Annotated in this window: 12 protein-coding genes; 4 read left to right on the plus strand and 8 right to left on the minus strand. The window is 54.3% G+C overall.

Features of this window, described 5'->3' with window-relative positions; translation table 11 throughout:
• Positions 1–7 precede the first annotated feature (7 nt).
• Positions 8–859, minus strand: a complete 852-nt coding sequence (locus tag ACMZ66_RS04585) for an alpha/beta hydrolase (RefSeq protein WP_416934873.1) — start codon at positions 857–859, stop codon at positions 8–10.
• 197 nt (positions 860–1,056) lie between these two features.
• Here ACMZ66_RS04585 and ACMZ66_RS04590 point away from each other — a divergent pair, with 197 nt between their 5' ends.
• Positions 1,057–1,548 carry a hypothetical protein gene (locus ACMZ66_RS04590; RefSeq protein ID WP_416934875.1) on the plus strand — a complete coding sequence of 164 codons (492 nt, stop codon included), beginning with the start codon at positions 1,057–1,059 and terminating at the stop codon, positions 1,546–1,548.
• A 34-nt stretch (positions 1,549–1,582) separates the two neighbouring features.
• On the opposite strand, the gene ACMZ66_RS04595 is transcribed toward ACMZ66_RS04590, so the two are convergent.
• The 5 genes from ACMZ66_RS04595 to ACMZ66_RS04615 form a co-directional block, all read right to left on the minus strand.
• Complete coding sequence (locus tag ACMZ66_RS04595; RefSeq protein ID WP_416934877.1) at positions 1,583–2,653, minus strand: D-TA family PLP-dependent enzyme; 1,071 nt, start codon at positions 2,651–2,653, stop codon at positions 1,583–1,585.
• A gap of 51 nt (positions 2,654–2,704) precedes the next feature.
• On the minus strand, positions 2,705–4,177 hold the full coding sequence (locus ACMZ66_RS04600) for a M81 family metallopeptidase (RefSeq protein WP_416934879.1): 1,473 nt from the start codon (positions 4,175–4,177) through the stop codon (positions 2,705–2,707).
• Between the two features lie 87 nt (positions 4,178–4,264).
• On the minus strand, positions 4,265–5,320 hold the full coding sequence (locus ACMZ66_RS04605; protein ID WP_416934881.1) for a DctP family TRAP transporter solute-binding subunit: 1,056 nt from the start codon (positions 5,318–5,320) through the stop codon (positions 4,265–4,267).
• Between the two features lie 99 nt (positions 5,321–5,419).
• On the minus strand, positions 5,420–6,700 hold the full coding sequence (locus tag ACMZ66_RS04610; protein ID WP_416934883.1) for a TRAP transporter large permease: 1,281 nt from the start codon (positions 6,698–6,700) through the stop codon (positions 5,420–5,422).
• Positions 6,697–7,218, minus strand: a complete 522-nt coding sequence (locus tag ACMZ66_RS04615; RefSeq protein WP_416934885.1) for a TRAP transporter small permease — start codon at positions 7,216–7,218, stop codon at positions 6,697–6,699. The genes ACMZ66_RS04610 and ACMZ66_RS04615 overlap by 4 nt, the downstream gene beginning before the upstream one ends.
• Positions 7,219–7,426: 208 nt before the next feature.
• Here ACMZ66_RS04615 and ACMZ66_RS04620 point away from each other — a divergent pair, with 208 nt between their 5' ends.
• The 3 genes from ACMZ66_RS04620 to ACMZ66_RS04630 all read left to right on the plus strand — a co-directional run bounded on the left by ACMZ66_RS04620 (position 7,427) and on the right by ACMZ66_RS04630 (position 9,760).
• Complete coding sequence (locus tag ACMZ66_RS04620) at positions 7,427–7,816, plus strand: RidA family protein (protein WP_416934887.1); 390 nt, start codon at positions 7,427–7,429, stop codon at positions 7,814–7,816.
• A gap of 67 nt (positions 7,817–7,883) precedes the next feature.
• On the plus strand, positions 7,884–8,768 hold the full coding sequence (locus tag ACMZ66_RS04625) for a MurR/RpiR family transcriptional regulator (RefSeq protein ID WP_416934889.1): 885 nt from the start codon (positions 7,884–7,886) through the stop codon (positions 8,766–8,768).
• A gap of 38 nt (positions 8,769–8,806) precedes the next feature.
• A complete protein-coding gene (locus ACMZ66_RS04630; protein WP_416934891.1) occupies positions 8,807–9,760 on the plus strand; it encodes a sugar kinase in 954 nt (317 codons plus the stop codon).
• Here ACMZ66_RS04630 and ACMZ66_RS04635 read toward each other — a convergent pair.
• Both ACMZ66_RS04635 and ACMZ66_RS04640 read right to left on the minus strand, forming a co-directional pair.
• Positions 9,754–14,190: a translocation/assembly module TamB domain-containing protein gene (locus tag ACMZ66_RS04635; protein WP_416934893.1), complete on the minus strand. Its 4,437-nt coding sequence runs from the start codon at positions 14,188–14,190 to the stop codon at positions 9,754–9,756. The genes ACMZ66_RS04630 and ACMZ66_RS04635 overlap by 7 nt on opposite strands.
• Positions 14,187–16,130 (minus strand): autotransporter assembly complex protein TamA, encoded by a 1,944-nt coding sequence (locus tag ACMZ66_RS04640; RefSeq protein WP_416934895.1) that lies wholly within the window; start codon positions 16,128–16,130, stop codon positions 14,187–14,189. Before ACMZ66_RS04640 ends, ACMZ66_RS04635 begins: the two co-directional genes overlap by 4 nt.
• Positions 16,131–16,232 lie beyond the last annotated feature (102 nt).

Raw genomic sequence — 16,232 nt, forward strand, 5'->3', positions numbered from 1 at the left:
CGCAGCTTTACGGCTGCAAGAACCGCTTGAGATGACCAAACAATGATCCGGTGCCCAAAAACAGTTCTTCAAGCACGGTAAAGTGGTTCGCACCCCATGCCTTATAGACCGAAACCTTAAGCCCGGCGCTGCCGCAATAGGCCCCATAGGCATCACTTTGGCGGACGAATTCCGGGCTTTCATTGCCGCCCACCACAACCATCATGCGGGGACCAATCGGCACGGCATCAAGCATCGGTGAATTGTCCGCAGCCGATGCTTCATCAAGCTTAACATCGTCATTAATCGATGTGTGGCGGATTGGTTCAAGGTCAAACACGCCGGAAATTGGAATGACTGCCTCAAACGGGGTTGGATCATCAAGGCTTTCAGCCCAGTCATGGGTCGCAAGGCGTGCGACAATCTGCCCACCGGCCGAATGGCCGGAAATCGAAATCCGGTCACGATCGCCATTAAACTGTTCGATATTGCGATAGATGTATTCGATGCAACGCACTGCCTCGTCCGTGATCTGGGCAACCGTTACATCCGGGCACAGATCATAATTCGGGCAAATCACGGTAAATCCGGCCTCAACCAGATCACGCGCGACAAAGGCGTAATCTTTTTTATCCTGGCTGCGCCAATATCCGCCGTGGAAAAACACATGCACCGGTGCGCCGGGATCAGACGCCATAAAGACATCCATGGTTTCCTTTGGCCCGTCGCCAAACCGGACATCCATGGTTCCACCCAGCTGGGTGCGCGTTTCGTCTGAGAGTTTTACGAACCGTTCGAAATGGGTCATGAAATCCAGCACGGTTTCGCGCGGATTATATTGCCATTCCAGTTCTGCAGAAGTGAAACCGCCCCAACTCATCGGCACCTCGGATTTTGTGGGTGTGATCTTTGTACGATCAAAACGTGTCTATCGATCTTTCTTCAATTTTTCCCTGTTTGCAATCACTTCACGCAAGCAACGCGTATTTTTACGCGTTTTCACCTTCAATGATTGAATGGGTGCCATCCAAGTGCGAAAATGACTGAAAGCAATTTTATATCAATTGGATAGATGTCATGCGCCCCACATATCAAAGCCCCTTCCCCGCATCTGACACAGATCGCACCCAAATCTGGGAAATGCTGGTTCCGCGTGATATCGCGGCCTTTGTCGCCGCCGACTGGTCAATGGTTGAGGATGACTTCAAGCAAGACGGATTTTACGCCATTGATGCGTGCAAAACCGATGATGTCGATGCCTGGAAAATGATGTTTCCCGACCTTGCTGCCTATCGCGATGAATGGCTGCGTCAGGCGGTTGCCGCCCAAGATATCGACTATGCCGAAGACCTGTTTGACGGCGTCTTTCGTGCGACGAAACTTGAAAAGGTCGACATCACCGGCAATCGGGCATTGGTGCGCAAACATTTCAACGGGCGCATTAAAAAAGCAGACGGTACTGAAGACCGTCTGCTTTGGAAGACCCATTATTACTGCGAAAAGCAGGGCGATGGGAAATGGCTGATCACCGGATTCACCGGCTATCTACCCAATCACGACCCGGCGTAACAGCCGGGTCTTCCCCGACATCAAAAATCTTTGATTACAAAACCTTACCGCGCGCAGTGACATCAACGGTTTTGATGTCATCGCCACGCACCAGATGCACCTGATCAAGCATATTGCTGACCACACAAACATGGTTTGGGATAATCTTAATCCGCTCGCCAATTTCAAACGGCGTGAGGTCGGGTTCGAAATGCAGGATGCCATGTTCCTCGGAAAGGCCAACCACATTGACCTCTGGATGACCAACGACATAGCCATATCCTTCAAGACCCAAAAGATCAGATGTCAGAACCTTTGACCCGGCATCAATGATCGCGCGGCCCGGTGCTGGCAATGATACGATTTCGGCCAAGACACGAAGCGCGCAATCATCTTCGCCACAGACTTCACGCGCCATCAATGATCGGTCGTTATAAATATACGTCCCAATGCGATGCTCGGTGGCATTGGGGACTTCATGGGACTTCCACATATCAGGTGTGCCACCCGAACTTCTGATCGGGCAAGCAATCCCGACCGCCTCAAGCCCCGCCATCGCATCACCAAAGAATCCATCAACGCGCGCACCACCGCCCGCCGCCGGATAGGTCATCAGACCGGCAAATGAAATGCCCGGAAGGCTTTCGATCTTTTGCGCCAAGGCCACGGCGGATTTCGGGGTTTGCACCCCGCAGCGCCCGCCACCTGTATCGCATTCAATCAGGATTTCGAGTGGCTTGGTACTATTGGCAAAGGCACGCGAAAGTCCCTCGATCACGGGTTCATTATCGGCAACCACGCGCAAGGTTGAAACGCGATCAAAAAGCGCGCGCAGACGGGCAAGCTTGCGTTCGCCAATGACGTTATAAGTCAGAAGAATGTCGTCAATGCCTGCATCGGCCATAATTTCGGCCTCGCCAATTTTTTGGCAGGTAATCCCCTTGGCCCCGGCGGCAAGTTGCTGCTGGGCAAAGGCCGGGATTTTGTGGGTTTTGATATGCGGGCGAAGCGCGATGCCATGTTTGTCGCAATAAGCCTGATAGGCTCTGATATTGCGATCAACCACATCAAGATTGATCACAGCACAGGGCGTATCAAGGTCGGGATATTGCGGTGATTTGGTCATGACAAACGTCCTTTGGCTTTCGGTGGTGACGCGAAGGATACAATCATCAGATCAGCTTGCCTTGCTTGCGGCAAACGGATCCTCGACAATTGGCCAAAGGGGGCGTTTGACATGACGATATCCGTTGGTTTTTGGATCCGACGGATAAGGACCATGCACATCGATATAGATGATCTCGCCCGCAATCTTGGCGAAGGCATCGTAGAAGTGATTGGTCGATTTGATAAACAGATATTTTTTTGACGCCGGATCGATGCCCATATTCGAGAACAGGCTGGGATCAAAGCTTTGCGACCGGTTGGTGTTCAAAATCACCTCTCCACCGCCCGGAAGCTCAATCACCGCACAATCGCCAAGCGGTACGATGCTTTCACCGAAATACTGCCAGGCATTGCGTTCAAGCTTTTTAACCCGAACTTCGGCATCAATCGGGCTTCCGGCGCGCGCACCGGTTTTCCCGCCAAAGCGCAGTGGCAAGACCGCCCCCTCGCCCGCAGAAAAACAAGTACGAACCGCCATCGGATCCCAAAGGGTGCCGACCGCATAATCGGTCAAACCGCGCTCCATCACCGCGCGCAGCAAAATGGTGCTGTCACCCGGCACACCGCCACCCGGATTATCCCAGACATCGGTCAGAACAATCGGTTTGGCATCAGATGCCAATGCCTGATCAAGCGCGTCTTCAGGCTTCAGGAATGTCGGGCGGGTGGCCCCACGGAAACCAAACAACTCAACCCCCAGGTTTCGTGCAATCTGCTTGGCTTCCGCAGGGTTATTGTTGGTGGTGACAATCACCTTGGCCCCAAGATCGGGAACGTCACCAGCCATAAATCCGTGAATGAAGGAGACCGACAGGATATCGCCCGTACCTTCCATGTCCTTTGCCCGATCGATAAAGGATCGCATCGGTTCGCGCGATGTCGGCAGGACTTCGATCATATGGCAATCGAACACCGCCTTGGTCGGTTTGATCTCACCACGCAGGGTGCGCAGGACAAGATCAACAACCGCCCGTCCGGTTTCGACAAAATCGGTATGGGGGAATTCTTTGAAGGCGACGATGATGTCGGAATTATCGACACGTAAGGCCGTCAGGTGGCTATGGGGATCAAAGCTTGTGCCGATCACGACATCAGGGCCAACCAACTCACGCACATGCGCTAAAAGATCACCTTCGCAATCAAGATAATCCTGGGCCACCATCGCACCATGCAGACCAAGGATCACCCCATCAACCGGCATGGCGGCACGGAGTTGCCCCAAAACCTCATCACGGAGCTGCTCATATGTCTCGCGGTTCACGAGCCCACCGGGCTCAGCCCAGGTGGCGGTGCCTTCGATCAGATCCCAGCCTTCTTTGGCGGCACGAAGGCGGCCTTCGGTAAAGACGGCGCTGCACAGCGTCGGGGTGACCGGATGCTGGCCCGGAGGTGCATAAAAGCTTTCCTGAAAATCGGAAAAATCAGTCCGCAAAGGTGAAAATGTATTGGTCTCGGTTGCAATCGAGGCGCAAAAAATCCGCATGGCCCGTGCCTTTGTTATTGGTCTTTTGATATCAGCTAAAGAATTCCGAAGGGGCGAGAACCCCGCCCCTTCGTCAATTGGAATGACTTATTCCATGTAGCGGTTGGCGTTGGCCTTCTCGACTTCTTCCTTGAACAGGTTCAGAAGCTTCACACCTTCATCGCCAAGGCTTTCCTGAACGTGTTTGACCACGACCGGCTGGGTTGCCTCTTTGAACTTTTCACGGTCTTCAGCCGACAGCGCGGTGATTTCCATTTTGTCCTTAAGACCGGCAAGACCGCGATCAGAAGCCTCGATCACGCGCGAAACACCGCGGCTGGCAACAACGCAAGACTGCGCAGCGTAACGGATGATTTTCTGCTGATCGGCAGTCAGGTCATCCCAGAATGCTTTGGACAGCATCATGGTGTATGGCGAGAACAGGTGGTTGGTCAGCGTCAGGTAACCCTGCACTTCGTTGAACTTGGCAAAGGTCACGGTCGGAACAGGGTTCATCTGACCATCGATCACACCGGTCTGAAGGCCGGCATAAACTTCGCCCCATGCCATCGGATATGCTTCGGCACCAAGTGCCTGCATGATTTTCTGATGGGACGGCAGCGACATGGTACGAATACGGATGCCTTTGAAGTCATCAAGATTTGCAATCGCATGCTGCGAGTTGGTGACAGCAAAGAACCCGCCGGTATCCGGGAAACCAAGAACCTTCACATCGCCAAGTTCGCCTTCGATGTCGGTTGCAAGTGCTTCGCCAAACGGACCATCAAACACATCATAGGTCGATGCGTTGCTGTCAAACGCGAAGGCAAGGTTCAGGACATCAATGCGCGGGTAGTAGGATGCCAGCGCACCGGTCGAGGTCAGCGTGCCCTGGATCAGGCCATCGCGAACCATCTGAACATGTTCAGCAGCCGAACCAAGCTGGTTGGACGGATAGACTTCGACCTTGATTTCACCATTTGTGTCAGCTTCGACGATGTTGGCGAAAACAGCCGTACAAGCATGTGCCGGGTTTTCAAACGGGTCGGTCTTGTTGTCATGTGCGAATTTGAGAACCTTTGGTTCGGCGAATGCCATGGACGTGCTGCCCATCAGCATCGCGGTTGCAAGGGCTGCTGCACCCAAACGCTTTACGGTTTTCATTTCTACCTCTCCTTGATTTAACGACTTTATGTTGTCCGGCATTATTGTGATGTGCGCCCCGGCCCGGACCTGACCGGGGCTGTCTTTCATCCCGCTGGCCTAGCGGAAACCAAGCAGTCGCGGTATCGCGAGTGCCAGGTCCGACCAGAAGGCAAACAGGAACAGCACGCCCAGCTCGGCCAGAAGGAACGGCCAAAGTTGTGCGGCAATCTTTTCAAGCTTTTCACCGGTGACGGATGACAGAACGAACAGACAAGCCCCGACAGGCGGCGTCATCAGCGATATGTTAAGTGCGAGGATAAAGATGATCCCGGCATGGATCGGGTCCATGCCGATCTGAACGGTCAGCGGCACCAGAACCGGGGCCAGAATGATCAGGATGGCATTGATATCCATCACCATGCCGATCATCAAAAGCAGACCGACGATCATGAAGATCACGATGTAGGGATTTTCAGAAACGCCCAGAACCATACTGGCGACTTCTTGCGGGATGCGGTTAAAGCTCAACCACCAGCCAAGGATCGAGGCAAAGGCAATGATGACAAAGATCACCCCGGTCACACGCGCGGTACGCACCAGCATAGAAAAGAAATCAGCAAAGCTAAGTGCGCGATACACAAACACGCCAATAAACAGTGCATAGGCCACCGCGACCGATGCGGCCTCGGTCGGGGTAACAATCCCGCCAAGGATCCCGCCCAGAATGATCAGCGGCATGATGAGTGCTGTGATCGACGATTTGAAAATCTTCCAGACTTCTAAAAGCGACGCGCGGCGTTCGTTTTTCGGCAGGTTCTTGGACCGTGCTGTCACCGCAATCACGGTCATGCAGATCAAACAGATCATAAGACCCGGCAAGATGCCCGCAGCAAACAGACCACCGATCGAAACACCCATCAGCGATCCATAAACAACCATCAAACCAGATGGCGGAATGGTCGGGCCGATGATGGATCCGGCAGCCGTAACCGCACAGGCATAATCGCGGCGATATCCGCGTTCGACCATGGCAGGGACAAGCGTTTTACCAAATGCTGCAGCATCGGCGGTTGCAGCCCCGGTCAGCCCCGCAAAGAAGACAGATGCCAGCATGTTGGTATGTGCCAACCCGCCGCGCATATGCCCGACAAGGGCCTGGGCAAACTTCACCAATCGGCTGGTGATGCCGATATGGTTCATGATTTCACCCGCCAGAATAAAGAACGGCATGGCAAGGAACGGGAAAACGTTCAGTCCGTTAAAGACCTTGCTTGGGCCCTGGGACAGGAACATCCCCCCGCCCATGTCAAACAGGCCAACAACGCCCGCCACACCAAGGGCAAAGCCGATCGGCATGCCCAAAACCATCAGAACGACAAAGATAATGGCGACGATCATTCTGCGCCCTCCGCAAGATCAACCGGGATGAAACGGCCCTGATCACGCAAGGCAACAAGAAGAAGCTGAATGGCGGCCAGCAATGCCGAAACCGGAACGGCCGCATATGGAAGTGCCAGCGACATGCCAAAGATCATGGCCTGACGGCGCATACCGCCCATCGCAAAATCAAAACCGTAAATCGCCAGATACAGGAAGGCCGCGAGTGCAATCAGATCGACCAGAAACAGGATCGTGCGCTGGATCGGCATTGGCAGGGTCAGAACAAACATGCCAATCCCGATATGCTCACGCCGGGCAATCCCGGCCGATATCGCCAAAAGCGCCGCCCAGATCATAAGATAGCGCGCAAGTTCTTCTGGCCAGGGCAGCTGCCAATGAAAGAGATATCGATCAACAACGCCCAGCCAAACGTCAAGAACAAGAACCAGCATCAATACTGCAATGATGCGTTCCACCACCCAATTCAGGGACCGGCTTAGGGTTGCTGCTGTGGTTTCAACACGGCGTAATGCCATCTTCGCCAAACTCTCCGCTGATGAATCTTTTATGTAATTTTTCTACATACTGAGATCACTTTTGTAGCTTGTCTACATATTTTTCTACTCTCATCGATGATTTTTCCGTACTTGACCGGAAATGAAAGCTGATTTAGGTAGTTAAACTACATTTTAAAACGGACAGACATTTGTCCGACATCCATCAGCCAAGACAGGGAGATTTTCCATGGCGATCAAACATTACGGCAATGAACGCAGCGGTGCCGGCGGACAGAAACTTCCATTCTCGCCAGCCGTACGCGCAGGCGACTACGTCTATATTTCCGGTCAGGTTGCCATGAAAGAAAATGGCGAGATTGCCTATGGCGGCATCGAAGACCAGACCCGTCTGACCATGGAAAACGTCAAGGCGGCCCTTGCTCTTGCCGATTGCACCCTTGATGATGTGTTCAAGATGAATGTCTGGCTGGCCGATACCCGCGACTTCTGGACGTTTAACCGCGTCTATGCCGAATTCTTCCCGGGCGAGCGTCCGGCACGTTCGACCGTGCAGTCGCAGATGATGGTCGATGCCAAGATCGAGATCGAAGCTATCGCCTATAAGCCGGAAAAGTGATAATTCCCAATGGGGTGCCTTTGTTGGCACCCCTGCCCGACTTTTAAAACAGAACCGGACACAGCCCATGCAACCGACCGCCGACATCATCAGCTTGCTGCGCAGCCAGTCGGGCAGTTTCCCGAACCGGGAACAATTGGTTGCCGATTATGTCAGCGACAATCTTGAAGCTGTGACGACGATTGCGCTATCTGATCTCGCCAATAATGTCGGAGTCAGCGAACCAACCGTGATCCGTTTTTGCCGCACACTTGGCTGTGACGGTTTTCGTGATTTCAAAATGCGTCTGGCGCAAAACCTTGCGGTCAGTATGCAGTATCTGACGTCCGAAGATATCTCGGATGACACAACTGCCGCAGACGTTCTTTCAAGTCACGTTTTGGGCGTCATCATCGATAACCTGCGTCTTTTGCGTGATCAGATATCCTCTGATCAGGTGGACCGTGCAGCCGACATTCTGGTCAAGGCGCGTCAGATTGCGTTCTTTGGTGTTGGGGGTGGTTCGACGACCGTTGCCTTTGATGCCGCCAACCGTTTTTTCCGCCTTGGCATTCCCGCACAGTCACAAAGCGATGGCTATTTGCAGCGCATGCTGTCTTCCACCCTTGGACCGGAAGACGTTGTTTTTGCCATATCGACCAGCGGTCGCCCGACCGAGCTTATTCATTCAGCTGCCATTGCCCGGCAATATGGGGCAAAGGTTATCTCGCTAACCAATCCCGACAGCCCTCTTGCGGCCGAAAGTGATCTGGTGATCGGGATCGAGATGCCCGAAAACCCCGATATCTATAAGCCGACCGCGACCCGCCATGCGTTTCTGGCAACGATTGACGTGATCGCAACTGCCGTTGCGCGTCGCATGCCTGATCAGGCCAAGGAAAAGCTGCGCCGTATCAGATCATCGCTTCTGACCGTCAATCCGCCGACCGGCCGCCAGCCGATTGGCGATTAATCGCGCCCAACCCGTTCCCCCAATTTACAGGTCCCCAAATGCCAAAGATCGCCTTTATCGGTGAATGCATGCTTGAGCTTTCCGGTGCGCAGCCGGATGCCGTTTTTGGTGCAGCAAAACTCGGCTTTGCCGGGGACACATTAAATGCCGCGACCTATATGGCACGCACCAGCCGACTGATTGATCGGGCTGCACAGAATGTTGCGTCCTATATCACTGCCCTTGGTACCGATGCCTATAGCGATGCAATGATTTCAAGTTGGCAGAATGACGGTATTGCGACCGATCTGGTGCGCCGGATCGATGGTGCACTGCCCGGACTTTACACCATTCAAACCGATGCTACGGGCGAACGAAGCTTTTCCTATTGGCGCGATCAGGCGGCAGCAAAACAGATGTTGGGGGGCGGTCATGACGGCAAAATTCGCGCAGAATTTTCCGGTTTTGACGGGCTTTATCTATCAGGCATCAGCCTTGCGATCCTGGCACCTGAGGACCGGGCAAAACTGATCGATCTGGTGGCGGATTATGCGCGCACCGGGGGCAAGGTTTATTTCGATACCAACCACCGCCCGCGCCTGTGGTCGGATAATCAGACTGCAATTGCGGCCTATCAGGCGGTTGCGGCCCATTGCGATACCATGCTGCCGACCTTTGATGACGACGCGGCCCTTTTTGGCGATACGTCACCTACGCAAACAGCAACGCGCTGGCTTGACGCGGGCGTACGCGAGGTGATTGTCAAATCCGGTGGTGATCCGACCTTTTGGGCCAATCGCGACGGTGAGAACGGCACCGTCACCCCGCCCGCCATCAGTGACATCGTTGATACGACATCGGCGGGCGATTCCTTTAACGGGGCGTTTTTGGCCGCGCGCACGTTGGGCCATGATGTTGAACAATCAATCGCCGTTGCGCAAAAGGTCGCAGGCCGCGTGATTTGTCGTCACGGTGCCTTGGTCGATATCAGCGATCTGATACTGGATCAGTAATCAAGGCGGTACTGAACGCCTGCCTTGCTATCGATCTCGGTCGTCTCGCTCGTCACACTGATATTTGGCGTGATTTCAATTTCGACCTCGACCCCGCTTGATCCCGGCGTTGCGCCCGCCTTGGTGCCGACATAGACCCCCTCGGTCAGGTATTTTCCCACCTTGACCTCCGGCCCGCTTTCGCCACCACCGACCTGCAAAACGTCCGCGCCGATAAAGCGGCGAATACTGCCAACCACATCAAGCCCGGTGCCACCGCCTGATAGCTCATTAAGCGCGCTTGCAAGCTGAACGGCTTCAACCGCACTCAGGCTGCCTTGGGATTTACCAAACAGGACCTGCGACAGAATTTCATCTTCTGGCAGGGAAGGATTGGATGTCAGAACCAGTTCCGGATCACTTGCTGCCCCCTGAAAACCAGCAGTCACGACAAGATCATCGGTGGTGTAAACACCTGCGATATCAAGCATCGGATCGGGTGGCGATCCCCCGGCAAAGGTGATCTTGGAATCCTTTATCACGAATGTCTTGCCGATGATATCAAGCTGCCCACGAAGGGCCGCGAGTTGACCCGTTATGATCGGCTCATCCGTGGTGCCGGAAATTTCAAGCCGCCCACCCCATTCGGAATCAAGGCCCTTGCCGCGCACAAACAACCGACCGGGAATGTCGACAACGACATCAAGATTACCCTTGAAACCGTTCTCGTTTTCTTTGGCCTTTTTGGCGGCTTCCTCTTCCTTGGCGGTCGGAAGATTGGCGACTTCAATCGTTGGAACAGATTCCGGCAATGCCAGTGTCAAATCCACCTCGCCGCGCTGAACGGCGACCGTGCTTTGAATGTCGGCACCTTCAAGGTTGCCTGTCACCTTGCTATCGACATTGGCCCAAAATTGCAGCTCGTCCTTACGTGAAAGCGCAACATTCACAAGTTTGGCTGCGACGTCATAATCAACAGCACCACCATCCCCCATCGTTACATCAACAGATGCGTTTACAGTCCCATTGCCGCCATCGGTTGCGGTAAAGGACGGGATCGAAAGACCGCTTTGATCAAATGTGCCCGCAAGCGTCATCTCATCCAGAATGGTGCCATAGACAAGGTTCTCGTACTTGCCATCCGCCAGCGCCATATTGCCGTTCCAGCGGATGTCATCGAGCGTCCCGCCCACATCAAGGGCAAGATCGATATCGCCTGACATCACATGATCAGGTGCCGGAACATAAGGCCAGAATTCGGCAATCTCGCCATCAATGCGGACCGATGCGGACATAGGCGCCGTCATATCCGGGCTAAAGTTCTGCTCCAGAACCGAAATAGCCAGTGGCACATTGCCCTTGGCTGACAGGATTTGCACATCGGAATTACCAAGTGACGCCTGCCCGGCAAGCACCCCCTTCGCCAGGTCCACATCAAGCGCCATTTCAAATGGCTGCATGTCCTGAACCGCTTTGGCACGAATACCCGTGATTCGGCCTGTGACATTCGCGGCTGGCAGCACCCCACGCGTTTCACGCAAGGACGCACTTAAATTCGCCGTACCACTAAGCCCGTCAAAGCCGACAATACGACCCCATGGACCCAGCTCGACCGCGCTTAGAACCACATCACCGGCGATCGATTTCTGTGCTGCTTCCTGATCGAGATTTGCCGTAAGCGTGCCCGATCCCACTTTCAAACTGGCGTCAAGTTGCTGACGCCCCGTCTTGGTCAGAACAAACTGCAAGGGTCGATCAAGGGCGATTTTCTGATCGCCAATATCGGCGTTAAGTTTGCTTGCCGTCACACTGGTATCATCACCAAGCGACAGGTCCGCCGCCAGATCGGTCTTAATCGGCACATTGCCCTGGAACGTGCCGTTGCTTTGAAGTGCAACAGCCAAGGCATCCAACCCACCGGTCACGCGCAAAACAACATCGCTGATCGCCATCGGACCTGCAGCAATATCTGATCCATTGATCTCGGCATTGATTTCAGGCGCATCAAACGTGTTGCCAACCGACGCATCAAGAACGATATCCTCTATCATGGTCGGGTTGGCATCGTCCTCGCCCGCCATTCGAAGGCCCTTCGCCACAGCAGCAAGACTGACAGTTTGCCTTGTTCCATCGGGCTCAAACCCGACATCGGCGGTTATCGCGCCATTGGCAAACGGTACACCGAAATCACCCAGCATCTGCGCATCCAGTCGCGACAGCGAAATCGCCCCGCGCATCGGCACGCTATAGTCCGGAAGGCCTATCGCACCGGTCAGTTCAATATGATCGCCACGCAGGGAAATAGCTTCGACCCGCAAGCCATCACTTGGCAGGATAACATTTGCGCCAAGATCATAGTCCCGACCCGCCAGCGCAAACTGCGCACGATTGATCAGCGACAGGACAGCCTGATCCGACCAGGTCATGTTTGTCGCAAGCCGGACATTCTCAAACTTCTGGCCACCAGCCTCGATACTTGGGACCCGCAAGTTAATGTTTCCCGGGGGCGCTGCAATATCACCATTCAACGCAACATTCAGCTTTGCTGGCGCAATAGCCACACCAATGCCGGGTGGCACAACACCCGGTGCCAGATCAAGCTCACTGGTCACAGCAAGTTTTGCGAAGTCCTGGCTTATATCGACCTTGACCGGACCCGTGATCATCGCGGTTTCAAGGTTCGGGATATCAACGGCAAGATCAAGATCGGGGCTGAGCAACACCGCCCCTTTGATCACCGGGTTTAGCCCTACGATGCGATCAAGATCGGCAATGCCAAATCCGGTTTGCGTTGTTGCAATCGCGATATCGGTATTAAGCCCCTGCTCGGTCGACCAGATCAGGTTATCAAGGCGAACATTACCCTGCCCGCTCAGATCCAGACCGGAAATCGGCGCAAAGATCGCAAGATCCGAAACATCAGCAGCCAAATTGGCGTTCGAAACCGCAAAGTTTTCATCAAGATCAGCCTGTCCGCGCAGCGTCATTTGTGGTGCCGCAATCAAAAGATTGCGCAGCATGAACTGATCGAAGCTTGGTGCGATTTGCGCATCAACCGATATGTCCTGCTTTGCACCCAGAAACGCGCCAAGCCCTGGATCATTCCACACGCTGCCATCCGTTGATACCGACAGTTTCGGCATCAATGCATCACCCTCGTCAGGTGCTGGCATACTGGCCTGAACCGCAACATTCGAAATCATTGAGACCGGGGTTTGAACGTCACGTCCATTTACCGCAATCTCAACGCCGGGCATGGCCAGGTTACCATTGGCCTTAATCGACAGACCAAGCTGCCCCCACGATACCGCATCCTCAATCAGCGCTGACAGGCTTGGATCAATATCGGCCGTGACGTTTGCCGCAATCTGGCTCTCATCCAGATCAAGATCGGCTGCACCGCCAAGCGACACCGCATCGGGGATCGCGACATTGATACGATCAAAGCCAAGGGTTTGTTCGGCCTGATTAAACGCCCCGCCAATGCCCAACGAAATGTTTTTTTGCAACGGTTCGGGGACTTGTTCGGTAATGCGCTCAAGCGGGGTTAAGCCACCATCAAGTGAAAATGCCAACACATCGGATGACAGTCGCACACCGATATCAGATGACAATACGGCATAGCCATTTGCAGTCAGATCAAGCTTGCCCTTCCAGTCATTGGCAGGGCCATCACCATTGAGCGCAATCTTGATGTCACTCGCAACTTCGGGATCAACACCGGCAAGCGTCATGACAAGCCCGTCACGCCCCAATGCACCATCAATTTCGGCGGCCAATTGCTGTTTGGGCCCATCAAACGACAGGTCAAGTTTAAGCCGGTCCGTACCGCTATCACGCGGCACCAAATCAATCGCAGCATCCGCCGAAAGGTTCGTGCCCACGCGTGCCTTTCCGCGCAGGCTATAAAGGAAACTATTGCCGCTGATCTGATCGACAATCGCGATTTCGCCAAGCTCCAACGCATCCAGTGACGCGGCAAGCGGCAAGGCAAAACCACCGCTGTTTTCAGTGTCTTCTTCGGGCGCATTATCGGGCAGCGATCCGTCAGGCAAAAACACATTGGCACTGGCCAGGCCGACGCGGTTGATTTGAAGGCGCCCGCCCAAAAGTGCGATGGGCGACCAATCAAAATCAACGTCGCTTAGCTCAAGATGAAATCCATCTGCCGCGCGATCCATCAACAGGCGATCAAGATGCAATCCAGTCCAAAGACTGCCTTCGATCCGGCCAATTTCAAACTGGCTGTCGGTGGCGGCTGCGACCGTTTCATTGATCATGGGCGTTACAAGACGCAACACCGGCCCTGTCCCGGCAAGGGCCGTAAGCCCGATCACGGAAAGCGCAACACCACCCACACCATAGGCACCATATTTCAGCCACTTATGGGCAGAAACGGAACGTTTGGCGGGTTTCACATCCTTGGAAGTCGGCATGTCAGATTGGGTCAAAATGCCTGCCCCAGACTGATATAGAATTGATAGTCGTCATCGACATTGTCACGCTTATCAAGCGGTACAGCGACGTCAAACCGAAGCGGACCAACAGCAGTGTAATAACGGAACCCAAGCCCCGCCGCCCAAAGCAAGCTGATGTCTTCGGGCTCGCTGCGTTCATAGACATTGCCGCCTTCAACAAACGGCACGATGCCAAAGCTTTCGGTTACACGGGCGCGGAATTCAAAGCCAAGCTCCAGCACAGATCGTCCGCCGAGCGGATCATGATCATCATCAAGCGGCCCGACCTTTTGATACTCATAGCCCCGGATTGATCCACCGCCACCGGAATAATAGCGCTTGTTTGATGGCAGGCTGCCGCGTTCTTCGCCAATGATCGTGCCGGTGCGCGCACGTGCTGCCATCACATAATCACCGTCATCATCAATCGACAGATACTGCGATCCCGCAATCGAGACAGTGGTGAAATTGGTATCCGTTTCCGTCAGGCCCATATAGGGCGTAACATTGATTTCAAAGCGCGTACCACCGATCGGGTCAAGCGGGTTGGCGGTATTGTCATAACGCAGAATACCGCGCACACCACCCAGATAGAATTGATCATCGGGTGACTCGTCAGATCCCGTCAGATCGGAATATTCCGCCAACGCGCCAAGCGTCGCCGACCAGTTTTCACCAAGCGGGCGTTCAACCCCGACAAAGCTTTCGACCGTTTCCCCCTTATAGGCGTCGGTATCGTTGCTTTTGGCTTCGGCATTGGCCACCAGTGACTGACGACGCTGCAGGAACTGCGGCTTTTTAAACTCTGCCGAGATGCCCTGCTCATAGCTTGAGGCATCAGCCCCCAAACGCAGTCTTTCGCCCGCGCCAAACAGATTGCGATGTTCCCAAAATGCATTGGCACCCGGGCCATCGGCAGTCGAGAAATCAACCCCGCCGCCAACAGATCGCATTTTGCGTTCAACCACATTGATCTCGACCGGGATTTCACCGCTTTCGCCAACCGGGCCGACCGGCTTGACGATCACGCTGTCAAACAGGTTGCTTTGGGCCAGATCGCGGCGCGTGACCTTCACCTGTTCGGGGCTATATTGTTCACCGGCCCGCCAGCTGCGGTAACCGGCGATGAATTCCGGATCGACTTCATTGGCACCATTGACCGTCACTGCACCAAAATTGGCTTTCTTGCCGGTGTCATAGGCATATGTGATCGAAATGGTTTTCTCGGCAGTATTGGCCATTACGGTGCGCTTGGTCGATTTCGCCAGCGGATAACCCTGATCGCGTAAAAGATCCACACCATATTGCTCGGCCAGAATGATCGGTTCTGCCGTGGCACGCTGACCGATCAGCAGTTTGGTTTTTTCAAGTTCCGCATCTGTTGCCGGACGCTCGATCACCTGATCAGGATAGGTCATCACCAGATCGACCGAACCGATCAGATACGGCGTTCCAACATCAATGCTATAGGTCAGCAAAAGCGGCTTTGGCGCATCTGCCGCAGCAACGGCGTCGCCTTCCGAGCCGGCATCCTCAGCATCGCTGGGTGCAACATCTTCGGTGCCCTCTTCATCAGCAGGCATCGGCTTTTCGCGGATATCGAAAGTGATCTGACCGTCATAGAAACCGTTGGATCGCAGCACCGCCTGAAAACGTTCGATGTCATCCTCGGCGCGGCGCTGCAGACCGGCACGCGATGCGGTCGGACGAGATTGCAAACGGCGTGCGGTGCTGACCGAATTTAATGCCGCGATCATGGTTTCTTCGTGCGGGTCAATGCCCGTGATTTCGACCGAGTACGGGATCACAGATTGCAGATCATTTTGCGCGACCTGCGCATCTGATCCGGCCCCAAAGCCAAGAACACCAAGCCCCTCGTCACTTGAACAGGCCGCAAGCGTAGTACCCGCCATCAAAAGCGGAACCAAAGCCAAGCGCCGTCCATATGACCGGAAGTTGCGAGGGAAGCTATCTTTCAAAAACATCGTGTCCTTGTACGTGGTGCCGGATCAGTTGGTTTTGGCTCTGATCACCTT

The sequence above is a fragment of the Thalassospira sp. genome (assembly GCF_048059015.1).
Lineage (GTDB): Bacteria > Pseudomonadota > Alphaproteobacteria > Rhodospirillales > Thalassospiraceae > Thalassospira.

Excerpts from the sequence above, each read along its gene's own strand:
- ACMZ66_RS04585 (WP_416934873.1), bottom strand. The coding sequence starts at position 859 with ATGAGTTGGGGCGGTTTCACTTCTGCAGAACTGGAATGGCAATATAAT.
- ACMZ66_RS04590 (WP_416934875.1), top strand. The coding sequence starts at position 1,057 with ATGCGCCCCACATATCAAAGCCCCTTCCCCGCATCTGACACAGATCGC.
- ACMZ66_RS04595 (WP_416934877.1), bottom strand. The coding sequence starts at position 2,653 with ATGACCAAATCACCGCAATATCCCGACCTTGATACGCCCTGTGCTGTG.
- ACMZ66_RS04600 (WP_416934879.1), bottom strand. The coding sequence starts at position 4,177 with ATGCGGATTTTTTGCGCCTCGATTGCAACCGAGACCAATACATTTTCA.
- ACMZ66_RS04605 (WP_416934881.1), bottom strand. The coding sequence starts at position 5,320 with ATGAAAACCGTAAAGCGTTTGGGTGCAGCAGCCCTTGCAACCGCGATG.
- ACMZ66_RS04610 (WP_416934883.1), bottom strand. The coding sequence starts at position 6,700 with ATGATCGTCGCCATTATCTTTGTCGTTCTGATGGTTTTGGGCATGCCG.
- ACMZ66_RS04615 (WP_416934885.1), bottom strand. The coding sequence starts at position 7,218 with ATGGCATTACGCCGTGTTGAAACCACAGCAGCAACCCTAAGCCGGTCC.
- ACMZ66_RS04620 (WP_416934887.1), top strand. The coding sequence starts at position 7,427 with ATGGCGATCAAACATTACGGCAATGAACGCAGCGGTGCCGGCGGACAG.
- ACMZ66_RS04625 (WP_416934889.1), top strand. The coding sequence starts at position 7,884 with ATGCAACCGACCGCCGACATCATCAGCTTGCTGCGCAGCCAGTCGGGC.
- ACMZ66_RS04630 (WP_416934891.1), top strand. The coding sequence starts at position 8,807 with ATGCCAAAGATCGCCTTTATCGGTGAATGCATGCTTGAGCTTTCCGGT.